At 52.8% G+C, this 22100-nt stretch carries 23 protein-coding genes; 13 read left to right on the top strand and 10 right to left on the bottom strand.

Annotated features, from left to right (window positions below; translation table 11 throughout):
* Positions 1-386: 386 nt before the first annotated feature.
* Entirely contained in the window at positions 387-1073 is a 687-nt protein-coding gene (locus B152_RS0106450) for a hypothetical protein (RefSeq protein ID WP_020591582.1), read from the bottom strand.
* Between the two features lie 259 nt (positions 1074-1332).
* Between B152_RS0106450 and B152_RS0106445 the strand changes: the two genes are divergently transcribed.
* A complete protein-coding gene (locus B152_RS0106445) occupies positions 1333-1515 on the top strand; it encodes a hypothetical protein (RefSeq protein WP_211212139.1) in 183 nt (60 codons plus the stop codon).
* A gap of 40 nt (positions 1516-1555) precedes the next feature.
* On the opposite strand, the gene B152_RS0106440 is transcribed toward B152_RS0106445, so the two are convergent.
* From B152_RS0106440 to arsB, 3 genes are all read right to left on the bottom strand, one after another.
* Positions 1556-1990, bottom strand: coding sequence for a c-type cytochrome (locus tag B152_RS0106440; protein WP_026261328.1), 435 nt, complete (start codon positions 1988-1990; stop codon positions 1556-1558).
* Positions 1991-2061: 71 nt separating this feature from the next.
* Positions 2062-2418, bottom strand: coding sequence for a hypothetical protein (locus tag B152_RS0106435; protein WP_020591579.1), 357 nt, complete (start codon positions 2416-2418; stop codon positions 2062-2064).
* Positions 2419-2470: 52 nt separating this feature from the next.
* The gene (gene arsB / locus B152_RS0106430; protein WP_020591578.1) at positions 2471-3580 is read right to left on the bottom strand and encodes an ACR3 family arsenite efflux transporter; all 1110 of its coding nucleotides are present in this window, start codon (positions 3578-3580) and stop codon (positions 2471-2473) included.
* 248 nt (positions 3581-3828) lie between these two features.
* Here arsB and B152_RS0106425 point away from each other — a divergent pair, with 248 nt between their 5' ends.
* The 6 genes from B152_RS0106425 to B152_RS0106400 all read left to right on the top strand — a co-directional run bounded on the left by B152_RS0106425 (position 3829) and on the right by B152_RS0106400 (position 9828).
* On the top strand, positions 3829-5049 hold the full coding sequence (locus B152_RS0106425; RefSeq protein ID WP_020591577.1) for a PepSY-associated TM helix domain-containing protein: 1221 nt from the start codon (positions 3829-3831) through the stop codon (positions 5047-5049).
* Between the two features lie 117 nt (positions 5050-5166).
* Positions 5167-5583: a hypothetical protein gene (locus tag B152_RS0106420; RefSeq protein WP_020591576.1), complete on the top strand. Its 417-nt coding sequence runs from the start codon at positions 5167-5169 to the stop codon at positions 5581-5583.
* 253 nt (positions 5584-5836) lie between these two features.
* Positions 5837-6436 (top strand): cupredoxin domain-containing protein, encoded by a 600-nt coding sequence (locus tag B152_RS0106415; RefSeq protein WP_020591575.1) that lies wholly within the window; start codon positions 5837-5839, stop codon positions 6434-6436.
* Between the two features lie 79 nt (positions 6437-6515).
* Positions 6516-8468: a copper resistance system multicopper oxidase gene (locus B152_RS0106410; protein WP_020591574.1), complete on the top strand. Its 1953-nt coding sequence runs from the start codon at positions 6516-6518 to the stop codon at positions 8466-8468.
* Positions 8468-9220: a copper resistance protein B gene (locus B152_RS0106405; RefSeq protein ID WP_020591573.1), complete on the top strand. Its 753-nt coding sequence runs from the start codon at positions 8468-8470 to the stop codon at positions 9218-9220. The genes B152_RS0106410 and B152_RS0106405 overlap by 1 nt, the downstream gene beginning before the upstream one ends.
* A gap of 134 nt (positions 9221-9354) precedes the next feature.
* Entirely contained in the window at positions 9355-9828 is a 474-nt protein-coding gene (locus tag B152_RS0106400; protein WP_020591572.1) for a hypothetical protein, read from the top strand.
* 58 nt (positions 9829-9886) lie between these two features.
* Here B152_RS0106400 and B152_RS0106395 read toward each other — a convergent pair whose 3' ends face one another.
* Both B152_RS0106395 and B152_RS0106390 read right to left on the bottom strand, forming a co-directional pair.
* Positions 9887-10186 (bottom strand): YciI family protein, encoded by a 300-nt coding sequence (locus B152_RS0106395; RefSeq protein WP_020591571.1) that lies wholly within the window; start codon positions 10184-10186, stop codon positions 9887-9889.
* A 147-nt stretch (positions 10187-10333) separates the two neighbouring features.
* On the bottom strand, positions 10334-11533 hold the full coding sequence (locus B152_RS0106390; RefSeq protein WP_020591570.1) for a glycoside hydrolase family 5 protein: 1200 nt from the start codon (positions 11531-11533) through the stop codon (positions 10334-10336).
* 278 nt (positions 11534-11811) lie between these two features.
* Here B152_RS0106390 and B152_RS0106380 point away from each other — a divergent pair, with 278 nt between their 5' ends.
* Together B152_RS0106380 and B152_RS0106375 are read left to right on the top strand one after the other, a co-directional pair.
* On the top strand, positions 11812-12771 hold the full coding sequence (locus B152_RS0106380) for a DMT family transporter (RefSeq protein ID WP_020591568.1): 960 nt from the start codon (positions 11812-11814) through the stop codon (positions 12769-12771).
* 101 nt (positions 12772-12872) lie between these two features.
* Positions 12873-13805 carry a DMT family transporter gene (locus B152_RS0106375; protein WP_020591567.1) on the top strand — a complete coding sequence of 311 codons (933 nt, stop codon included), beginning with the start codon at positions 12873-12875 and terminating at the stop codon, positions 13803-13805.
* A gap of 58 nt (positions 13806-13863) precedes the next feature.
* Here the strand turns inward: B152_RS0106375 and B152_RS0106370 are convergent, their stop codons facing one another.
* The 3 genes from B152_RS0106370 to B152_RS0106360 form a co-directional block, all read right to left on the bottom strand.
* Positions 13864-14157, bottom strand: a complete 294-nt coding sequence (locus B152_RS0106370) for a putative quinol monooxygenase (protein ID WP_020591566.1) — start codon at positions 14155-14157, stop codon at positions 13864-13866.
* Between the two features lie 92 nt (positions 14158-14249).
* Positions 14250-15566 (bottom strand): multidrug effflux MFS transporter, encoded by a 1317-nt coding sequence (locus B152_RS0106365; protein ID WP_020591565.1) that lies wholly within the window; start codon positions 15564-15566, stop codon positions 14250-14252.
* 121 nt (positions 15567-15687) lie between these two features.
* Positions 15688-16314, bottom strand: coding sequence for a glutathione S-transferase family protein (locus B152_RS0106360; protein ID WP_020591564.1), 627 nt, complete (start codon positions 16312-16314; stop codon positions 15688-15690).
* 646 nt (positions 16315-16960) lie between these two features.
* Here B152_RS0106360 and B152_RS0106350 point away from each other — a divergent pair.
* The 3 genes from B152_RS0106350 to B152_RS22755 all read left to right on the top strand — a co-directional run bounded on the left by B152_RS0106350 (position 16961) and on the right by B152_RS22755 (position 19263).
* Complete coding sequence (locus tag B152_RS0106350; RefSeq protein ID WP_020591562.1) at positions 16961-17503, top strand: PAS domain-containing protein; 543 nt, start codon at positions 16961-16963, stop codon at positions 17501-17503.
* Positions 17504-17802: 299 nt separating this feature from the next.
* Positions 17803-18348: a PAS domain-containing protein gene (locus B152_RS0106345; RefSeq protein ID WP_020591561.1), complete on the top strand. Its 546-nt coding sequence runs from the start codon at positions 17803-17805 to the stop codon at positions 18346-18348.
* Between the two features lie 123 nt (positions 18349-18471).
* Positions 18472-19263 carry a GH25 family lysozyme gene (locus B152_RS22755; RefSeq protein WP_020591560.1) on the top strand — a complete coding sequence of 264 codons (792 nt, stop codon included), beginning with the start codon at positions 18472-18474 and terminating at the stop codon, positions 19261-19263.
* An 18-nt stretch (positions 19264-19281) separates the two neighbouring features.
* Here B152_RS22755 and B152_RS0106335 read toward each other — a convergent pair whose 3' ends face one another.
* A complete protein-coding gene (locus tag B152_RS0106335; RefSeq protein WP_020591559.1) occupies positions 19282-20490 on the bottom strand; it encodes an MFS transporter in 1209 nt (402 codons plus the stop codon).
* A 1004-nt stretch (positions 20491-21494) separates the two neighbouring features.
* Here B152_RS0106335 and B152_RS0106320 point away from each other — a divergent pair.
* Positions 21495-21974, top strand: coding sequence for a glycine-rich domain-containing protein (locus B152_RS0106320; protein WP_020591556.1), 480 nt, complete (start codon positions 21495-21497; stop codon positions 21972-21974).
* Positions 21975-22100: the final 126 nt, after the last annotated feature.

The following is a 22100-nucleotide window of genomic DNA, read 5'->3' as shown; positions in this document are numbered from 1 at the left end:
AGGGGGATGAGACATCCCCCTGATAGCTAGTTCATCTGATGGGGTTCATAGCTGATCCCGTTTGCCGTTTGCAGTTCACGGACATAGCTACCGTGCCACACACGTTATTTTCGGGAAAGAGATGATGGGCGGGAGCTCTGCGGCAGGCCCGACAGGCAACCTTATGAACTGTTTCTGCAACTGGACAAATCGTGCACCATACCACCAGAAGTACGGCGACCCCATCAAGGCCGGAACAGGCCTTAATTGAGGGATTAGCAAAACAAGAAAAAACAAAGGAGGCAAAATCAGAAAAATTGCCTAAACTACAGCAAGACAGAAACGGCAACTGTCAGCCCATTACCATCTCTGTACAGTTAATCGATATTTACAAGAATGTTCAAATATTATTGTGCAGCTATAAACTTCTTTAAAGTACTCACGGATTCTTCTAGGGACTGAAAATTCTTATACGGGCTATTGTAGTAGTGATAAATAACTACCCCGTCCTGAATTTTTGGAGCGTAAACTTTTAATAGTAGCTGCTCAGATTTATCACTATTCACAAATTTATTAAGTATCCCGAAATAACAAGTTTCAGAATCTGAATCAAGAAATCCAATTGAGATAAGGCCCATTTCTTGTTGGTCTAATAATTCGAGTTTGTCTTTTTTTTTCAAGTCATTTTTGCTCAGAGGATGAGGTTCTTGAGCCCATTTAGGGCATATTATATCTTTTACTAAATATTCATGTCCGTGATAATCATCCTTTAATAAATTTAAATCTACAATTGACTCTATGAAGTTTTGTGAAAATGGGGGAGGTGTAATGTATCGCTTCCAGAACGAATCCATTTCAATTTTGTATGCATTCAAAATATCGCAAGGGAATAATAGGGAAACAAGTTTTCTGGGTTTCTTGTCACCCTTACTATAAAAGTCAAATATATTTTTTTCGGGTTCATCAGTCGGTAATATAAAGCAATAATCATCAATGGTCTCTATGGTTATTTTTTTGTTATTAACTGTATAAGTTTCGGCGGTTGCCTCAAAAGAACAGATCAAAAAAATATAAATACTAATAATGAATTTCATAATTACAAATTGATTCAGGTGGTTAATTCTGATGGGTTGAGTTCTTATGTATTTGATAGCATTATTTATTTTGTGACAAAAGAATAAGATTTAATTCAATTATTCTCTTGATTATTCAGCCTTGAGTTGATGTTCCATTGTTGGGTTTTATGAAAAGTATAATTTTAGATAGGGACTAATGACTGATTCAAATCTAACTGAGTCCAAGAAGGGTGAAGATATTGCTAACGCTCTGGTAATCCTCCCAATTTAAATGGGATTGTTCCGTAAAATTTACGTAGCCATTTTCAGTTTTATTGCAGGCGTGCTGTTGCTGCCGCCGCACATCTATCACTCCGAACTGCTGCCCACACCCTCAGACCGTTTCCGGGTCGGCTTTGGCCGCGCCAACATCGACGAAGGCCTGTCCGCCTTCCGCGCCTGGTTGCGGCGTAACGGTTAAGAGGCCCGAGCGAGAGGGGGATGAGACATCCCCCTGATAGCTAGTTCATCTGATGGGGTTCATAGCTGATCCCGTTTGCCGTTTGCAGTTCACGCACATAGCGGATGATCGCCTGAAGTTCTTCTTTGCTGACCTGGGGCTGGGCGGGCATGTCGCCGAAGGGCCAGTGGTGTTGTTTCACACCATTCAGTACAGCCCGGACAAAGGCTTCATCCGCGTGATGGCCGGGGTTGTAGACCGGGTGAATAAAGGTCGGTCCCTGTGGGGTACCAAGGGCGTTGGTCCCGTGGCACTGGGCGCAGTTTTTGGTAAAGGCGACCTCTCCTTGCTCTGCGAGGGGGGAGAAGTCCGGAAGTACCAGCCCGGCCTTGCTGCTGGTTGGTTCTTGGGGGAAAAAACGGGAGGCAACAAGGGCAATTCCGCCCAGGACGACGGCTGTAACCAGTATTTTTGGCAACTGTTCTTTAATCTTCATGCTGAAGCTGTCCTCAATAGAAAAATCAGGGACAAGAGACAAGGGATCGCTCTTGCCAGTGGTTTGAGGCTTCAGGCAATCGGAGGACGGAACCGGGGGGATCTTGTGAGTAGACGCGCGGAATGCTGGCAACCCGGATCAGTCAGGGTCGCACAGTCTGCCGTCTTGCCGGAGAGGGGGCTTCGGTTCATATCGTGCGGCCCACTGCCGGGGATACTCTCCATTAATGTTGCGGATGATATCGCAGGCTCACTGGATAATCCGGGATTACTGGCTGCAGATTTTCCCGGCACAAGGCCAAGGCTTGCCACAAGAAAAATCATCGTGACGAGAAAAGTGACAAAACCGGTTTTCTTTGATGCCTGCATGGAGAGCCCTTGCCCTTTGATCACCAGATCAGGATGTCCTCTTTTATGGTCGCTTGCCATGATATAAGTCAAGAACGCCTGTATCCCCCTGTATCCCCCTGCATTCTGCGCGTTACTTTTCAGGAAAGAGATGACGGGTGGCGGTGGAGAGGCTGACCAGCGACAGCATGACCGGAACCTCGACCAGAACGCCGACCACCGTTGCCAGCGCGGCCCCGGAATGCAGGCCAAAGAGGCTGATGGCGACAGCAACGGAGAGTTCAAAAAAGTTCGAGGTGCCGATCAGGGCGCAGGGGGCGGCGACATTAAAGGGAATGCGCCAGAACCAGGCCCCGAGATAGGCGATGAAAAAGATGCCGTAGGACTGGATCACCAGCGGCACAGCAATCAGGGCGATCAGCAGCGGATTGTCGAGAATGACCTGTCCCTGAAAGGCAAAGAGCAACACGACGGTCGCCAGCAACCCGAGAACCGAGAAGGGTTTTACACGCAGGGTGAAGCGGTTCAGGGTTTCGGCTGCTTTTTCCGGCTGTTTTTTGTCGCGGGTGAGAGCCTGTCTGGTCAGGGCACCTGCAGCCAGCGGGATCACCACATAAAGCAGGACCGACAGCAGCAGGGTTTCCCAGGGAACAGAAAAATCTGTCACACCGAGCAGTAGGGCGACGATCGGGGCAAAGGCAAAGATCATGATCACGTCGTTGACCGAAACCTGGACCAGAGTATAGGTGGCATCCCCACGTACCAGCTGGCTCCAGACAAAAACCATGGCTGTACAGGGGGCGGCACCCAACAGGATCAACCCGGCGATATACTGTTGCGCATCAGCCGGAGCGATCATGTCGGCAAAGATGCCTTCGAAAAACAGCACCGCAAGAAAAGCCATGGAAAAGGGTTTGATCAGCCAATTGACCACCAATGTGACCACCAGCCCCTTGGGCTTGTCGCCGATATGGCGCAGGCTGGCAAAGTCCACATTGACCATCATGGGATAGACCATGGCCCAGATCAGCAGAGCAACAACCAGATTGACATTTGCGTATTCAACCGCGGCCAGAAACTGAAAGACAGCGGGAAAAGCAATGCCGAGAACGATCCCCGCCGTAATGCAAAGCGCGACCCAGAGCGAAAGCCACTTTTCAAAAAAGCCGATACCGCCGGGGGGCGGTGTATCCGCTGTTACCGTTTCATTCTGAAGAGGTTTCTGAAGCGGGCTGTTGGTCATGCTGGTGTTCTTGTTTTTGCTGTTTGGGGGCGGATCTGCTCTAGAAAAAGTGTCATTCAGGTGACTTGATAAGGCATGATTGCGTGAAAGTCACGAAAGGGCTTTGCTGCTGTCAAAAATGGCAAGGTCACAGATGCTGCCTTGACCTTCCCCCTGCTGGAACTTTTAAAAACCGCAGTTCATTGGATGGGGAAGAGGCATGGCCTTACTCTGCATGCCGGGGGATCTTTCCCGCTTGGAAAAAAGAAATGTGCAAATTTCATCTGTTTCTTGCCCTGTCTCTGGGCCTGTTTTTTGTGATTCTCGGTCTTTCTGGCACGGTGCTGGTGTTCCGTGCAGAATTACAGCAGGCGGCCTTGCCCCAGCCAGAACTGGCAGGGCTGGAGGTTGAAAATGATGCCCAGCTTTTGCCGGGACCGGACCAGCTTTTTGCCAGTGTGAAGAAGCGCTTTCCCGATGCACGGCTGCGATCAGTATTATTGCCACAGCGTCTTATGGACCCTTACCTGATGACCATAAGTTATCAGGACCAGGGAAAAAACCGGCTGGAAAAACTGTTGGTTGATTCTCTGGGGGGCAAAGTCGAGCGGCAGGAAGATTTTGTCTCGGAAACAGAAGCATGGATGTATCAATTACATTCCAGTCTTTTTTTGGCGACGCCGGGAACCTTTCTGGTTGGGGGGATCGGGATAGGGTTGCTGGTTTTGTTGCTAGTGGGTTTGGGAATCTGGGGACAAGGGCTGGTCGCTGCTGGTCCGGAACAGGCCAAAGCGTGGTTGATGATATCTGGCCGAGCCAGAGGCAAGGCCCGGCTCTCGCTGCTGCACCGGGTTTTCGGGTTTTATTTTGCGCCGCTGCTGTTGTTGCTGGTCGCCAGCGGGGTTCTGCTGGTCTTCCGCGCAGAGCTCCTGGCCCCTTTCGAGACAGAACGGCATGATCTGCACCAGCCCGACATGACAGGAATGGCTGCTGGCGAACATTCCCGAGATCACTCCGGACATATTCAGGGCACGACAGACACTGCAAAGGCAAAAGATTGCAGAGGGTCAGTTGGCATTCCAGTTGGCCTAGAAGACTATCTTTATCAGGCCGAACTGGTTTTCCCAACAGGGAACGCAACCTTTGTTCGCTTCCCGCGTACAGCGGAACTGCCGGTTAGCGTGACCCTGCGCCAGCCGGGAGAGGTTCCCTCGCCGCTGGGTCTGAGCAGCGTTCTTCTGGAAAGGGAGTGTGGCCGGGTGGTCGGGCAGCAGAATGGTCTGGAGCTCAGTTTGAGCCAGACCCTGATTGAACAGATCGTGGCCCTGCATAACGGCAGCTACTGGGGCGGTGCGGGGCGGTTGCTTTATGCCCTTGCCGGGATTTTGCCCCTGTTTTTCATGGTCACGGGGACTGTTTTCTGGTTTCGACGCAAAAACAGTTCCAAAAAGAAAACAGAACGGACGACAGCAAAAATGAGACTGTCATAATTCGATTAAACGATCCTGTTGAATGATCCTTGAAAATAAGGCTGTTGTAAAAAATATCCCACGTGCAAAAACTTCTGTGAAAGCTCTTGACCTTCCCCCTAGGGGAAACATTATCTGATGATCATGAAACACATTCTGCACAGTCTTGTTTTGCTGGTTTTTGTTCTCTCTGCCATCCTGCTTGGGGCCGAGCCGGACACCCATGACGGTCCTTTGCATCATGCACAGGTGTCCTCAGTCAGCAATAAAAACAAGGCAATGGCTGAAATGGCAGTAGAAAGTGTTCAGGCAGCTGAACAGGTCATTTCTCATGATCATAGAGAAATCGTTGCACCTGATTTTATGCAGGAAAACAAAATCCAGACGCATTGTCTGGGCGTTTTCAGCTGCAGCTTTACCAACTCGCTGGCGTTTGTTTTTTCGAACCCTGACCCGGTTGTGTTTTACCAGCCGACAAACTGGTTTCTGGCCCGCAGTGATGAATTTCTTTCCCTGACCCGGCCAGTCGACGTACCTCCTCCGCGATATAGCTGATCCTGTCGTTACACACGAGCTTGCCTTTGATTGATGGTTGATTTTCTGGATGATCTCTCTGGGTAATTTCCCGAGATAATCTCTTTGGGTGACCCACCAGCAAGAAAAATTCAGAAGGCAAAACGACAAGGGGGAGTTTCACCTTTGCGTTTGGTGCCGATCGTGAAAATTTTCATGATACAGGGACCGTGTGTAGCGATCATTCTCGTCAATTATTTGAAAATGAACAGTTATATGCTTATCTGGAGCTATCATGTCTAACGTTAATCGTCGTCGTAACGTCCTGCTTTCATCCGCTGCTGGTCTTACAACCGTTCTTTCTCTGGTGCTTTTTCTTGGCCTCGGCCTTGCTCTTTCATTTGGTCTGGCATCGCCGGGGTTCGCTGGTGCCGGGCATGGAAAACCAGTCGAGATCGCGATTGGCTTGCCGGGGCAGGCATCCGAAGTTACGAAAACACTGGAAATATCCCTTGGGGATAATTTCTTCGAGCCTGAGTATATCGATGTGAAGGCGAATGAAACCGTGCGGTTTGTCATCCGCAACAACGGTGAATTTGTTCATGAGTTCAACATCGGCACCGCTGCCATGCATGCATCGCATCAAAAGGAAATGATGATGATGGTTGATCACGGTATCCTGCAGCTCGACAAGATCAATCGCGAAATGATGACCATGGATATGGGCAATGGCCAGACCATGGAGCACAAGGCCCCGAATTCGGTGTTGCTGGAGCCGGGCGAAACAGCCGAGATCATCTGGAAGTTTCCCGAAGCAGCCGAGCTGGAATTTGCCTGTAATGTGCCCGGCCATTACGACAGTGGCATGATGGGCGATTTCAAGATCGGTTCCTGAGCACGCGATCCCGGAATTTCCAGTTTAAACAGAATAGTACAGGCAGCTTCCGGTTTCCGGAAGCTGCAAGGGAAACCAAATGACAGATAAAACAATCNCCCCCGCCCGGACTCTGGCCGGGCTGGCTGCCAGCCTGTTTCTGGGCGGGGCCGCTTTTTCAGGCATGGCCCAGGCCGCGGTCTATGACCTGAGCGTTGATCCCGTAATGATCACGACCGGGGATTTTACCCGTGAAGGGATCGGCTATAACGGCAGTTCGCCGGGACCGGTTCTCCGTTTTGAAGAAGGCGAGGAGGTCACCATCAATGTGACCAACAACCTGGCGGAATCAACCTCGATCCACTGGCACGGTCTGATACTGCCGCCGGAAATGGACGGGGTGCCGGGGATCAGTTTTGACGGCATAGAACCGGGCGAGACCTTTACCTATAAATTCCCCATCGTGCAGTCCGGGACCTACTGGTTTCACAGCCACAGCCATCTGCAGGAACCGGACGGGGCTTATGGGGCCATCGTCATCACACCGAAAAAACGCGATCCTTTCAAGTTTGACCGGGATTACGTCGTCCAGTTGACCGATGCCCATCCGCATCGCGCAGCAACCATCCTGCGCAATCTCAAGATGATGGATGACTATTACAACCGTAGCCAGCGCACCCTTGGTGATTTCTTCAGCGATCTGTCGAGCAAGGGCCTGTCGAAAACCCTGTCCGATCGCGGTGACTGGGGCGAGATGCGCATGACCCCGACCGATATCGAGGATCTGCAGGGCTACACACCGCTGATCAACGGGCGGGATGCCACGGGCAACTGGACCGGGCTGTTTACGCCGGGCGAACGGGTGCGTCTGCGCTTTATCAACTCTTCGGCCATGGCCTATTTCGATATCCGCATTCCCGGTCTGCAGATGACCGTGGTCAGCGCCGATGGCAACAATGTGCAACCGGTCAAGGTTGACGAGTTCCGCATTGCCGTGGCCGAAACCTTTGATGTGATTGTTCAGCCGAAAGACGATCAGGCCTATGGCATCATTGCTGAATCCATGGGGCGTACTGCCATCACACGGGCGACGCTGGCCCCGCGTGACGGTATGGTTGCCGCCCTGCCGGAGCTGCGGGAAAAGCCGCTGTTGACCATGGCGGATATGGGCATGAACCATGCAGGTATGGATATGGGAGATATGGATCACGGGAGTATGACCCTGCCGGAGGGGGATCAGCCCGACAGCGAGACTGCCGAGATGGACCACAGCAAAATGGACCACAGCAAAATGGACCACAGCAAAATGGATCACAGCAAGATGGGACAGGGTAAAATGGATATGGCCCAGATGGATCATTCCAAGATGGATATGTCTCAAATGGCCCCTTCCGCTATGCCGGGGATGGATCATTCCGCTATGCCGGGGATGGATCATTCCAATATGCCGGGAATGGATCATTCCAATATGCCAGGTATGAAGATGGGGGCGAGTGCTGATCCGTTCTATGCTGCGGGCAGCGGCCTGACGCCTGTTGCAGCTGACGGCGGGAAGTTTCTCTCCTATGGAGATCTCAAGGCACAAAAGCCGCTCTACGAGGATCGGGAAGCAACGCGGGAGATCGAACTGCGCCTTACCGGGAACATGGGGCGTTACAGCTGGTCGATCAATGGCGTGAAATATGAAGACGCTGATCCGATCCGGCTGCAATACGGCGAGCGTGTCCGTTTCAAGTTTGTCAATGAAACCATGATGACCCATCCGATGCATCTGCATGGTATGTGGTCGATCCTGGATAATGGCAATGGCAAGTGGGATCCGGTAAAACACACCATCTCGATTGCTCCCGGCACCACCGTTTATTCCGAAACCGAAGTCGATGCACCGGGGGAGTGGGCGTTCCATTGTCATCTGACCTATCACATGGCCACGGGCATGTTCCGCAAGATCGTGGTCGAAGGCGGAGATCAGCCAATCAAACTTTCAGCTGCTGAAGCACCTGCAAATGTGACTGCCCCGGCACCTGTCAGCGAGCATGAGGGACACCACTAATGAAAACGAACATTTTTTGTAACAACAGATCCAAGGCCCTCATCACCGCTTTGTTGACGGGCGTAGCTGGCAGTTTTGCCCCGATCAGCATGGCATGGGCTGTAGAGCCTGTTCCCTATGTCTATTACGGCACCTCTATCGAGCAGTTCGAATATCGTTTCAGTGATGACAACGAAGTGGCAGCTTGGGATGGTTATGCCTTTGTCGGCACGGATGAACTCAAGTTCCGGCTGGAAAGTTCGGGCGAATATGCGCTGGATGACAGCGCTTTTGAAACGCTGGAGCATCAGGCGTTGTTACAGGTCCCGGTCAGCGATTTCTGGGATGCCAAGGCAGGCCTGCGCTATGACGCTCCTGCGGGGGAGGACCGGGGTTATGCCGTCCTCGGGCTGACCGGGCTGGCCCCGCAGTGGTTCGAGGTTGATGCAGACCTGTTCCTGAGCGAAAAGGGCGACCTTTCAACCCGGGTGGAAGCGGATTACGAGCTGTTGCTGACCAACCGTCTGATCCTGCGTCCGACCGCCGAGGTCAATATCGCCTTTTCTGAAGATGAAGAAGTCGGTATCGGTCGGGGCCTGTCCTCACTCGAAACCGGGGTACGCCTGAGTTACGATCTGGTGGACCGGACCATAGCCCCCTATGTGGGGGTGCATTACGAGCGCAGTTTTGGCGATACCCGTGATCTTGTCAAAGAAGACGGCGGCAAGACTGATGAGGTCTTTTTCGTGACCGGACTGCGGGTGATGTTCTAAAACTGGTCTCTTTCTGGTCGTTCCCGGTGCTTCAGGGTTTTTGGCACCGGGTATGGCCACGGGTATGACCACGGGCATGACCCGTCTGTCAAGAGAATGTAACAAGACGGGAAGCGGGAGGTGCTGTATGGTGGATGACGAGGATTGGGCCTCCTGGCAGCAGCAAAGGTAACGGAGCGATCATGGATGATGACAGGGCGGGCGGTGTTTCCTCGGATGGTGTTTTCTATGGTCTTGCTGCTGTGTCGCGGCAAGCGGATGTTTTCAGCCGGGGAAGTCTTGTTCTGACCTATGAACTTTTGCGGAAGGCTGAACCGCAATTGGCCCTGCTGGTGCGCAATATTGTGCATGGGCCTGCCTTGCAAAACCAGGCATCACGCGCCGCTGAGACCCGGGGCGGATCGCTGCAGAAAAGTGATCTGAACAATGATCATTTCCGCGTTGTTCTGGAGGGGAAACAGGTTCGGGCCATTGTCGAGGCGCTGGCAAGACACCGGGAAATAAAAGAAACAGGCAGTGGTAACGCGGTACTGGCGCAAAGCCTGATTGAAGACTGGGCGGCCCTGGCACAGCAAATGATCAAAAAACTGTCGGGCAAAGTCGGCTGAGCTGAACCCGGTCAGGGATCTTCAGAATTGAGGCCCGGTAATCCTATAGGCCTCATGGTTAAAGCGTTACTTGTTTGTCCTCGAGGATCTTGCCCCAGCTGTAGATGACATACCGGCGGTGATCTGCACTGTAGAAGGGATCGCGCAGGATCAGCTGGACGACATCTTCGCGCGATGCCAACTCGACAATCCAAAGCGCCCCGCAGAAATCCCCCTCCGGATTGGTCTTCAGGCCGCCGCCGATCAACAGTTCCGGATGGGCGCGGACATAGGCAACATGGGCATCCCGCCGCGCCTTGTCGGCACGTACATCCATCATTTCGGGACTGTCGGTAAAGAGAACGGCCCAGCGTGTCATGACGGTTTCTCCCGGTTTCTGAAGTAGGTTAGCCTAGCTTACGCCGGAAACAGGCCATAGAGCCAGTTTTCTGTTTTTCCCATTGCCAGACCTTCTTTCTTTCGCTCGGATGGTCGGAAGAGTTCGTTATGCCGGGTTCAGCTTTTTTCAGGGTTTCAGTCTTTTACCAAGAATTTTAAACAGCGGGCCGTTGCGTTTCAGCGTGTCGCCGCGACCTTCTTCCATCAGCCAGTAAAACCGTCCCGATTTTTCCGAGGGGCTGAGTTCATAATCCATGCCGTCCCAGACATCCTCGCGGAAGGCATAGAAGGCCCAGTGGGCCGATTTCTCCTCAAGGATATCCGTGACATCCTCAAGGTAGCGACCACAGTCCTGCCAGAAGCGCATGCAGCCAAATTCGGCGGCAACCATTCTGCTGACGGGAATATCATGTGTTCTGGCCCAGTCAAAGGGGGCGGAGATGTGGCTGCGCAGGGCTTCCTTGTCCCAGACCAGACGGCCTGTGCCATAGTCGAGCTCAACCCCGGGATAGCGGTAGGGCTCGGCCCGTTTCATGTTCGGGCTGCTGGTTGCTTCGTAAGGTTCGTACATGTGAAAGGCATAGAGCACCCGCGCATCGGACAGGGCCGCAGGCAGGGGACTTGGCCAGTAGTCAAAACTCAGCGCATTGGCATAGAACCCGGCATCAAGCATGACGGGGGTGAGCGGATCAACTTTGCGGATGGCGGCGATCAGTTTTTCATAGAGGGCGGGCAGATCCCGGGCGGTTCCCTGCTGTTTTTGATACCAGTCTTTCCGGTCGGACGCGGTGCCGTTTTCAGCCAGTCCGGTGCCGCGTTCGGGCGCTGGTTCGTTGAGCAGATTATAGGCGGCAATGGCCGGATGATCGCGAAGCGCGGCAGCAAGATCCGACCAGAAAGCCACAGCCTGATCCGCATAGGCCGGATCGCTCCAGAGACGCTGGTCGAACACTCCCTTGTTCTGCTGCTGCCAGCGGGCGCCCGGCAGGCTGAGCGGGGCAAGCACAACTTTCAGGCCCGCCTTGTCTGCCCGGTCCAGCGCCCCGCGTAACAATGCCAGATCTGCCGCCGGAATGGCCTGATAACTGTCCGCCGAGCCGAGCAGGAAATCCTGTCCGGCCCCGTGCCACTTGCTGAAGGTCAGACGTACCCAGCTGGCCCCGGTGTTCGCTAGCGCATCAAAATAGGCCTGATCCGGCACGGCTTCGTTAAAGCTGTTGCCACCGCGTTGCGGCTGATCCCAGAAGGTGATCAGGTCTGCAGCAGAGGCAGGTTTCATCAGGCCGAGACAAAAGAAAGCAAGATAAAAGCAACGGACAGGGTGCAAGAAAGGTCTCCGGTAAAACAGGACGGGATGAAAGATCAGGTGTGATTAAAAAAAATCTAGCAGATGAATCCGGGGCTTCAAGGGGAAGAGGATATTTTCACAGGATTATTTGAAATATCATTTGCACTTCAGTGTCGTCTGATCGGCAAATCTGTCGGGTTATCTGTACAGGGGGAGGCAGCGAAAAGCGGATATTTGGTATAACGCTATTCACAATCTCACCTTGCAAATAAATCTGAAACCTTGCTCTATGAAAAGATCACTAGAGGAGCGGGTGGATGTCGACAGGATCGGGAAGCGGTACAGCGGGAAACAGCACGGCGAACAATTTTCGCGGGGCGGTGATGATGGTGATTTCACAGGCGGCTTTTGTCTGTAATGACGCGATCATGAAGCTTGTCTCGGCGGACCTGTCCCTGTTCCAGACGATCTTTCTGCGCGGGCTTTTTACCACGTTGCTGCTGGGCCTTCTGGTCTGGTATCAGGGGGTGAAGCTGTCGGCAGTGACCAAAGGCGACCACCGTATTCTTGGCCTGCGACTGGTGGGCGAGGTCGGGGCGACACTCTGTTATCTTACCGCCCTGTTCAACATGCCGATTGCCAATTCCACGGCGATTTTGCAGGCTTTGCCGCTGGCAGTAACCCTGGGCGCGGCGCTGTTTCTGGGTGAGGCCGTGGGCTGGCGGCGTTATTCGGCGATCCTGATCGGCTTTTGCGGTGTGCTGATTATCGTGCGACCGGGGGCCGAGGGCTTTAACGCCTATTCCTTCTGGGCGCTGGCCTCGGTGGTCTTTATTGTCGCCCGCGATCTGGCGACCAAACGCATTGCCAGCGGCATTCCCTCCTCGCTGGTGGCGCTGCTGACCTCTATCGGTCTGACCATCACCTCCGGGGTTCTCTTGCCGCTTTCGGGCTGGCGTCCGGTTGAACTGCCGTCGCTCTTCTATCTGACAGGGGCGGGGGTGTTTCTGGTGCTGGGGTATCTGACAGTCATCTCGGCCATGCGCACCGGGGAAATCTCTTTTGTCTCGCCCTTCCGCTATACCATCCTGATCTGGGCGATCCTGCTGGGGCTGTTTGTCTTTGGCGATGTGCCGGACAACTGGACCCTGATCGGCAGTTTTATTGTGGTGGCCACAGGCATCTATACCTTCTATCGCGAGCGCCGCCTGCAACAGCGCGACGCGCTGGAACTCAAACGCGATGTGGTCGCACCGGAAGTTTTGCGTCACAGGTAATCGCTTTCCACAAGCTTCGCCACAGGTCACAAACACCACAGGTCACAAACAGAGATAAACAGCGGTCTTTAACTTATCGGGGACGCTGGCAAGAAAGGCGAATGAGCGTGGAAAATCAGCCGTTATCCCCGGAAGGGACCATAAAACGAGCTGGAAGTGATCTTTCTTCAGGCAATCTGCGCGGGGCAGGGCTGATGGCCTTTGGCCAGATGGCTTTTATCGGCAATGCCACCTTGATGAAGCTGGTGTCCACAGACCTTACCCTGTTTCAATCCATTTTCCTTCGGGGCCTTTTTACCATTGTTGTCCTTGGCGGGTTTGCTTGGTATCGCCGTGAACTTTTGCCGGAATTTAAACGGGGCGATGGTTTGGTCCTGAGCTTGCGGGTGGCTGGAGAGGTCGGAGCTGCACTCTGTTATTTTATGGCTCTGTTTAATCTGCCAATTGCCAATGTCACGGCGATTATGCTGTCCGTGCCTCTGGTGATTACGCTCGGGGCGGCACTGTTGTTTGGCGAAACGGTTGGCTGGCGGCGTTACGGGGCAATTGCTCTGGGGTTTTGTGGTGTTCTGGTCATCGTTCGGCCAGGGGGCGAGGCATTCGATGTTTATTCGCTCTGGGCGCTGGGGTCCATGCTGTCGGTGGCCGCACGCGATCTGGCAACACGCAGGCTTTCTTCTGGGCTGCCCTCGGTTTTTGTTGCTTTTGTCACGGCAGTCGTGGTGACACTGGTCAGTGCGCTGTTGTTGCCGACCATGGACTGGAAACCCGTTACACCAGGCAGTCTGGTTCTGCTGGTCGGGGCCGCAGGCTTTATCATGCTGGTGCATGTGTCCGTGATCATGGCGATGCGCTGTGGCGAGGTCGCTTTTGTTACACCCTTTCGTTATACCTTGCTGGTTTGGGCCATTGTTCTGGGCTATCTGGTGTTTGGCGAAATCCCCGATCGCTGGACCCTGCTGGGGGGCCTGATCATTGTCGCGACCGGGATCTATTCGCTTTGGCGTCAACGGCGATCAATACGCAACGTCTAGGTTTCTTCATTAATTCGTGACGCATTTTCGGGGTTAATTTTTCCGGGAGGAAACCCGGTTATTCCCCGATCTGGGTCATTTCGTTGATGTTGAGGTTTTCGATCGCGCCCTCGGTTGCGGCGATAAAGGCCTCGAGGTGCGGAGCCTGCATGTGGTCCTGCCAAAAAGCGCGGCTTTCCCAGTTCTCGACAAAGACAAAGTGACAGGGATTGTCGTTGTCCTGGTGCAGGTCATATTGCAGACAGCCTTTTTCTGCCCGGGTAATCGGGATGAGTTTTTCCATTTCGGACAGAACCAGATCAAGCTTGCCGGGTTTGACCTGGATATTGGCGATAATGGTGAGCTTGGGCATGTTTTATGTTCCTGTAAAAATACGATCGGTTTGTCTGTTGTCAGTTTGTTTTGGGTGCCAGTTTGTTTTGGTCAACTGCGGGAGCAGGGAGATCAGGCTGGCTGCAGCGTATCGCTCTTGCTGCGTTTGGCGATCATCACCAGCAGGAGCGAGAGCAGGCCACAGCCCCCCATGGCGAAGACGATATGCATCACTGTGCCGTCATAGAGCCGCCCCATGGTGATGGAGACGATAACCGCCACCAGACTGGAAATCGACGCGATCACCGACGCACCCAGCCCGGCCATCTTGCCCAGTGACTGCATGGCCATGGCGTTGATGTTGCCAAAAAGAATGCCGACGCAGAAAAACAGCAGGAAGCCGATCACCATAAAGGCGCCAAAGGGCGGAATGCCGTCGTAGGGCAGGGCCACAGCACAGAGCAGTCCGGCGAAAGCGGTCATGGCGGTCAGGGCGATCACCACCAGGCGGTACATGCCATAACGCATCACCATGGCGCTGTTCAGCAGGGACGAAATGGCAATGCTGGAGGCGAGAATGGCAAAGTAGAAAGCGAAGGCATCGCCGGTGTGATAGATGTCATGGAAAATCGCCTGAGAGGTGCTGACATAGACCAGCAGCGCCCCGAACATCAAACCGGCCGCGAGGGAATAGGCCATGATGCTGCGGCTGCGGACAATACGCCCGGTGGAACGCGCCAGTTTTCCCGGGGAAAAGGGCAGACGGTTTTCCTTCAACAGGGTTTCGGGCTGACGCAGCCACAGCCAGCCGCCTGCGATGGTGGCCAACAACAAGAACGACAGAAAGATCTCGCGCCACTGGCCAAAAGCCAGTACCAGCTGGCCAAAGGCCGGCGCGACCATGGGCACAAGAATAAAGATCATCATGATCAGTGACAGCACCCGGGCCATGGCGGCCCCTTCATACTGGTCGCGAACCAGGGCGCGTGAAGCAATCTTGGGCCCCCCCGTGCCGATCCCTTGGATCACCCGGCCCAAGAGCAGCAGCTCGAAACTTTGAGCGGTCATGGCAACCAGGGTTCCGGCAAGATAAATCAGGATACCCAACAGGATGGCCGGTTTTCGACCAATGGCATCGGAAACCGGGCCGCCGAGCAGGTCGCCAAAAACCATGCCGAAGATAAAGAGGGTAATAATCAACTGATTGTTGCGCGGATCAATGACGCCGAGATCCTGCCCGATCTGGGGCAGGGCGGGCAACATGGCATCAATGCTCAGTGCCGTGAGCGAGGTGATCAGGGCAAAGAGGATAACAAACTCGGGCAATCTCAGCGGGGTGAGGATCTTCCGGGGCTTGTGGTCTGGCTGCTGCTGAAAGGGGGCCTGGTCCGCGTTGTGGAGCGGGGCAGGACTTCCGGGGATTTCACCCAGGGAATTATCACTTTTCATTGTTCTGATCTTTATTGTACGGGGCTTTATTCTATCGGGATTTTATCGGGGCAGAATTTATCCTGGTATCCCCTGTCGGGTTATCGGGGCTTTCTGTCGCTTGTATCATTATGGCAGCTTTTCAGGACCCCGTGCTTTCCCTGGCGCGCAGGCGCTGCAGGGCGGGGCGTTCCTCCATCCGCTGTCTGTGGTCAAACAGTTTGGGGAAAGAGGCGGGGTCGATGCCGTCTGATTCCATCCAGCCCGCGACGGTGTGCAGATAACCGTCACAGATGCTGTAGTTTTCACCGAGAACCCAGGGACCCTTGAAAAGATTCTCCTCAATCTGGGCAAAGGCGGCTGCAACGGTTTCCGGCACCTTGCGTTTCATGTCTTCCAGCGCTGCCGGGTCATCGGCCCAACGGCTGCCCCGGCGGCCATGGGCATGGGCAACATGCAGAGTTGAGCTGATGAAACTGTTAAAGGCCTGGGCCTGGGCCAGGGCAAAGATATTATCAAGCGGCGCCAGCTTTGCTGCTGGAAAACGCTGGGCGATATAAAACAGGATGGCCGGGGTTTCGCTCAGGATTCCGTCTTCGGTGGCGAGGGCGGGCACCCGCCCTCGCGGGTTGATTGCCAGAAACTCGGCTTTGTTCTGGTCCCCGGTCGCAAAAGATACAAGATGAATCCGGTAGTCAGCGCCAGCTTCTTCGAGGGCTATAAGGGACGCCTGGGAGCAGGCACCGGGAGTATGAAAAAGTGTCAGCATGGAAACCGTCTTTCATCTTGTCTGATAAGTTTTGTATCTGGCAATTTTGTAATCTGTAAATTTCTTGCTGTCTCTTGCAGGATTGAAGCGGGCAATTCTGCAAGGGGACGGATCTGTCGGTTGTATTGGTGTCTTGTTAGGCCCGTTTCAGATCCCGGCCTGAGGTTATATGGGAACCGGGAACAAAAAAGCCAAAGACAATAAAATCAGAAGGCAAAGAGCCAGAGCCAAACCAGAGCCAAAAGAAAAGCTCTTCGTCCTTCAGACGCGGATCCCGCAGCCGGATAAGGCTGGACAGGGGCAGATGAGTTAGGGGTTGGGTATCAGAGCCGCGGGAACAGAGTTCTTTGGCTAAATCTTGTGTCGTTTCGAACAGTAGTCGTTCTTGCCGTGGCAAAATAGCAAGAAAAAACAAATACCCGGTTCCAATATTTGAAGCCGGACTGTTCGCTCTTTGCCCAATATCGAAAGGCAGGATGATTTCAGCATTTGACGTTGTTCTGGTCAAGAGATAAAAAACGAGGGGTTGTGTGTTTTTTTTATCTGCTTCTTTTTTCTACTTTGCCTGTTATCAACCTTTTCTAAATTGTTTTAGCGGATATAGTCAGGGGAATGACAGGGTGCAAAGCCCGATGTGGAGGCATGATTGGTTGAGATCAAGGATCCAAAAAACCGACGGTTTTTTGATTACTGGCAAAGTTTACCGCGGGATGAGGGCTGTCTGGTGCCGCGCAAGAGCAGCTTTCTGCCAGAAGAGGTTCCCCAGCTTTTACCGAACATGTTGGTCTTCGAGGTCATTTCCCGGCAGGAGATAAAAATCAGGCTCCAGGGAACCGCGATTGACGAACAGTACGGCCAAAGCATGACCGGTGGAAATTATCTTGATTATGTTGAACCGCACCGTCGCGATGTGGCGGCTTCGGCCTTCTGGCAAATGGCGGAACATCCTTTTGGTATTGTGGCCGAACTCGATCAGGCGCTGTCATCCGGGCGTTATGTGACTGTCGAGGCAATCGGTTTTCCGCTGATTAATGACACAGGCAAAAACCCGATTATCATCTATCAGAGTAACGAGATAAAAAAGAGCAAACGCGAGGACCACGACGATGACGGCAAGCTCAAGTGGATCTATGTCCTGAGCCGGCAGATCATTGACATCGGGAACGGTGCGCCAGTGTTTGTTGACTAGGGGAGCGAATTTGACATTTGCCCCTGAACTTGCCGATGCGGGATGCAAATGTTGGAAACGAACGACTAGGGGGTGTATTTTTCCGGGGAACCTTTCTTGGGTATTTTTTTCGCTGTACTTTCCGACCTGTTTTGTCTTTGCTGTGTTAATGAAAAATATTGTGGTGCAGGGTGCTTTATTGCCTGGATAAAAATGCGGGGGGAAGGGAGTTGATTAATTGTTTATAATCAAGCTTTTCTTGAGGGGCTTCTCCGCAGTAGTATAGTCAGTACGGGTGAAAATCTTACGGGAAGGGGGCGGTGTTGTTCGAGATCAGAAACCCGCGAAACCAGCTTTTTTATGATTACTGGCGTAATTTACCAAGGGCAGAAGGAGAACTTCTGCCGCGGAAAAGCATTTTTCTGCCCGAAGATATTCCCTCAATACTGCCCAATATCATCATCTATGAGTTGCTGGACAAAGACCAGATCATGATCCGCCTGCAGGGAACAGCGATCAATCAGCGTTTTGGTCAGGATATGACCGGGGGCAACTATCTGGACTATGTCGAACCCGACCGCCGCGAGAAGGCGGCTTCGGCTTTCTGGCTGATGGCTGAACAGCCCTGTGGTATCATTGCCATTCTTGATCACGCCCTGTCTTCTGGCCGGAGCATTACGGTCGAATCGATTGGCTTCCCTCTGATCAACGATTATGGCCCCAATCCGATTATTATCTATCAAAGCAACGAGATCGAACGCGAGGAATGGCGGGATCGCCCGGAAAACGAAAAGCTCAAGCTGATCTTTGTCCAAGAACGTCATCTGATTGACCTGGGAACCGGAACTCCCCGTTTTATCGACTGAACTTTGATTTGCAGGGCGGGGCGGGGCTGGATTTTCCGAATCTTCCGCCGACGAGGAATATTTTATTCCCGCTGGCGCCCCAGGGGAGTACAATGACGGGTGTCACAGCGGAGAAACACCCGGATGAAACGTTCCCCCCTTTTACACAAGCCCCCTTTATACAAACTTGGCCGAAGACTTGTCAGAGGGCTGTCCCTGTTTCTGGTTGCCGTGACGGGACTTGGTCTGACGGGCTGGTTCTTTGCCCCGCATCTTGAACTGGCCCGGCAGTTTCACCCGGTGCATGGTATTGATGTCTCGCACCATCAGGGAGAGGTGGACTGGCATCAGGTGGCCGGGGAAGGCACCAGTTTTGTCTATATCAAAAGTACAGAGGGCGGGGATTATGTCGATCCCCAGTTCGCAGCGAACTGGCAGGGAACCCGCAAGGCCAATTTACCCCGGGGAGCCTATCACTTTTTCAATCTCTGTCATTCCGGCAAGGATCAGGCGGCGAATTTTATCGCCACAGTCCCGCAGGAAGCCGACATGCTGCCCCCGGTTGTTGACGCCGAGGTGATGGAACCCTGTGACAAGCCGCAGGAAGCCAGCGCGAAAAATGATCATGTGGTCACGGACGTGGTGGCAGAGCTGACAGATTTTATCGAGGCGCTGCACCAGCACTATGGCCAACGTCCCGTGATCTATACCATGCGCCACTTTGATGAGCGTTATCTCAAGGGCAAGTTCCTCGACGATCGTTTCTGGATTGCGAGCATGCCGCTGGAGCCGAATTTTCGCGAAGACCAGTGGGTGATCTGGCAGTATCAGGACAGGGGTAAAAGGGCGGGCATAAGCGGCACTGTTGATCTCAACGTCCTTCGCAGCGGCGTGACTGATTTCCCCCTGCCAGATCAAGGTCTCCAGACCCAATAGGTCTCCTGCTTTTGGGGCTTACTTTGCCAGTTGAGATCGTCTGGTCGCGGGCATAAGGGCAAAAAACAACCCGGTGACGGTAAAGATGCTGCCCCATAAAAGATAGATTTCAGCGGTAGAAAAAGTGCTCAGGAACGATGGCGACAGGTGAACAAAAATGCCGATTAATCCGGCGATTGCCTGTACAAGACTGCGGATGCGGCCGATCTTTTTTTCGTCGCAGTGCTGGAGCAGTTCGCCGTCTGAAATGGCTTTTGCCGTGCTTGCCGTGGCCCCCATGGCCAGTTGAAGGACAATCAGGGTCAGGGGATTTATCTTGAACCACATCAGCAGCATGGTGCCGCCGATCAGGATCAGGCACCAGGAATCTGTTTTTTGCAAACGATAGCGCGTGAGCAGCAGGGCAATTGTCATGCTGGCACCGACGGCACCGATTGCCCAGGCGGCGTCGGCAAAGCCGTATAAGTCACTGCCCGACTGCATTTCTTCAAAGACGTAAGCGGGCAACAGCGTGTTTGTTACCTGCCCGGATGCAAAGGCGAGGGCGCTTGTGGCCGAGGCAATCACCAGTGCAGGGGTGCCTGCCAGATATCCCAGTCCCTCGCGCAGATCGGAAAGATAACTTTGCTCTGCCACAGGCAGATCCGTCAGATCCGTCAGATCCGTTTCGGGGCTGTGTTCCGGCGGAGAAGAGATCCCGAACAAGACAGTCAACCCCATAAGCATGGCAGCAGTCGCAGAGAGCAGGAAGACAAGGCCTGGGCCATGGTGATGCATGATCAGGCCAGCAGCGCCGACACCTGTAACCATAAAGACCTGTCGAAAGCTGCCGAGCTGTGCACCAACCTTACGGCGCTGGTCTCCGGCTATGGCCGCCTGTACCAGGGCATCAAACGGCCCGCCAACAAACAGCCCTCCGAGAGACCAGACGGTGGCGGCGATAAACAGGTGTTCAATCGTCAGCTCCAAGCCAGAGAGGGGAAGTATGGCAGGGAAGGTGATGGCCAGACAAACCAGGAACTGTCCTGCAAGCACGGACCGCTTGCGATTCCAGCGCTCGATCATTGTTCCGACAAAAGGGCCGATAAACAGGGCAATCAGGCTCCAGATAACCAGCACCCGGCCAACCATTGCCTTATCGTTTGTCAAGACCAGCGCAGTCCAGGCCACGGCAACAACAAAGGCGCCACGTGAAAAGGCCCCGGCCGCAGCGGCAAAAAAGATCACAGATACTCTCCTTCTACCTGCATAATGACTCTGGTGATACTCTGGTAAGACACAGGCATTACCCTGGCTGTTGTCTGGTTATTTTCTGGCTCTTTCCCGAACCTGGTACAGCGGATTGTGTCATCTGTTTATGATTGCATTTTTGACTTATTAAACAAGTGTAAATAGAATTCCTGTCTGCTTGTTCATCTTGATGGGACAATTTTTTGCCAGATGATATCCGAATATTTCCCGGATATTCCTCCGATATTCCCCCGATATTCCCCCGGTAATCCCCCGGTAATCCCCCGGTAGTCCCGGGCTTGATGATCGAAATATTTAACTGTTTATAAGTAAGTATTGCTTATCTATGATTGAAATATAATTATTTTTTGTTGAAATTTTATTTCGTCAGATGTATTTGTGGTTGTGCGTGAAACAACATCACGCCATAGCAAATTGAGAGGATATTTTGATGAATAAGCTAACTTCAAAACAGGCAAAAAAATCACTCACAAAATCAATTGCTTCTACAGGGAAGCCAACTCAGTTCAAAATCAAGCTAAGTACCAAGAAGGCCTTTTGTGGAAAACTCTGCATGCCGAACGTTAACTGACGCCCGGTATTCAGTTACTCCCTGGTCGCTTCCTGCCCGGAGCTTTCCGTTCTGGGCAGGAAAGGCAATTACAAGGGAGATCTGAAAGGAATAAAGCGGATTATATTTATTATCAGATTGATTTAAAAGGTAATATTTCTTTGTTTTGTTTGTGCGATTCTGTGGGGTGGAGGCTGGAAATTTATCTGGAAAGCCGCATCAGAATAATAATATAGCGCTGGTGATCCGTTGTGTTTCTGCAGGCTGTCCAGGATTTCCCGGATCTTTGTGTTCATATCTTTCCGCCCCTGTCTTCAGGCTTGATGTTTCTGGTTTGATGTTTTTGGCCCGGGTAAAAGAAATCAGCTGTACGACAGGGCAGGACAGCCTTTTGTGATGTCATTTGTCGGAGATAAAGGGAGTAACAGAAATGGAATTGGCGCGGGTCGAGAAAGATTTGACTGGCAATCTATGGTTGCTTTTGCAGATTGAGAGTATCAAGCACCTCGAACAGCTTGAGGAGGTGCGGGACTATATCTTTACAATGGATATGTCGATGATCTTCTTCAAGATGACAAATGAGGAATCCGCCGGGGAGCTGGGGCTGCTCTGGGAAGAGGACGATGCAAAATTTGCGATCAACCAGTATCGGCAGTATCTCTACCTGATCCGGAAATACGAAGCCAATATCTCGCCAACTCTGGCGATTGATGCGGTCTGGCATAATCATATTCTGGATACCCGGAAATACGTCCGGGACTGTCAGGTTATCTTCGGGCATTACCTGCATCATTTCCCCTACTTTGGTTCGCGAAGTACAGAGGACCGACGGCAGCTGGAAATCGCCTTTGGCAATACCCAGAAGCTGTTTCTGGAAGAATTTGGCGTCGATATCACCCAGGGAACCTGAAAGCGGGTTTTCCCTTTTCCTTTCCGGTTTTGCCTCTGTGATATAGCAATAGCAGGAAATGATAATAAAGCCTGATACTGATCGCTTCTTGGTATAGGGGAGAAGTGATTATTCTGTTGACCGCGG

This window comes from Kiloniella laminariae DSM 19542 (assembly GCF_000374005.1).
In the GTDB taxonomy this organism is placed as follows: Bacteria; Pseudomonadota; Alphaproteobacteria; order Kiloniellales; family Kiloniellaceae; genus Kiloniella; species Kiloniella laminariae.
Note: the sequence above shows the minus strand (reverse complement) of the source record. Positions and strands in the feature narration are given on the sequence as shown.

Bases quoted from the DNA above. Each gene is read 5' to 3' on its own strand.
- B152_RS0106450 (WP_020591582.1), bottom strand. From the start codon at position 1,073: ATGAAATTCATTATTAGTATTTATATTTTTTTGATCTGTTCTTTTGAG.
- B152_RS0106440 (WP_026261328.1), bottom strand. From the start codon at position 1,990: ATGAAGATTAAAGAACAGTTGCCAAAAATACTGGTTACAGCCGTCGTC.
- B152_RS0106435 (WP_020591579.1), bottom strand. From the start codon at position 2,418: ATGGCAAGCGACCATAAAAGAGGACATCCTGATCTGGTGATCAAAGGG.
- arsB (WP_020591578.1), bottom strand. From the start codon at position 3,580: ATGACCAACAGCCCGCTTCAGAAACCTCTTCAGAATGAAACGGTAACA.
- B152_RS0106425 (WP_020591577.1), top strand. From the start codon at position 3,829: ATGTGCAAATTTCATCTGTTTCTTGCCCTGTCTCTGGGCCTGTTTTTT.
- B152_RS0106420 (WP_020591576.1), top strand. From the start codon at position 5,167: ATGATCATGAAACACATTCTGCACAGTCTTGTTTTGCTGGTTTTTGTT.
- B152_RS0106415 (WP_020591575.1), top strand. From the start codon at position 5,837: ATGTCTAACGTTAATCGTCGTCGTAACGTCCTGCTTTCATCCGCTGCT.
- B152_RS0106405 (WP_020591573.1), top strand. From the start codon at position 8,468: ATGAAAACGAACATTTTTTGTAACAACAGATCCAAGGCCCTCATCACC.
- B152_RS0106400 (WP_020591572.1), top strand. From the start codon at position 9,355: ATGACGAGGATTGGGCCTCCTGGCAGCAGCAAAGGTAACGGAGCGATC.
- B152_RS0106395 (WP_020591571.1), bottom strand. From the start codon at position 10,186: ATGACACGCTGGGCCGTTCTCTTTACCGACAGTCCCGAAATGATGGAT.
- B152_RS0106380 (WP_020591568.1), top strand. From the start codon at position 11,812: ATGTCGACAGGATCGGGAAGCGGTACAGCGGGAAACAGCACGGCGAAC.
- B152_RS0106375 (WP_020591567.1), top strand. From the start codon at position 12,873: ATGAGCGTGGAAAATCAGCCGTTATCCCCGGAAGGGACCATAAAACGA.
- B152_RS0106370 (WP_020591566.1), bottom strand. From the start codon at position 14,157: ATGCCCAAGCTCACCATTATCGCCAATATCCAGGTCAAACCCGGCAAG.
- B152_RS0106365 (WP_020591565.1), bottom strand. From the start codon at position 15,566: ATGAAAAGTGATAATTCCCTGGGTGAAATCCCCGGAAGTCCTGCCCCG.
- B152_RS0106360 (WP_020591564.1), bottom strand. From the start codon at position 16,314: ATGCTGACACTTTTTCATACTCCCGGTGCCTGCTCCCAGGCGTCCCTT.
- B152_RS22755 (WP_020591560.1), top strand. From the start codon at position 18,472: ATGAAACGTTCCCCCCTTTTACACAAGCCCCCTTTATACAAACTTGGC.
- B152_RS0106320 (WP_020591556.1), top strand. From the start codon at position 21,495: ATGGAATTGGCGCGGGTCGAGAAAGATTTGACTGGCAATCTATGGTTG.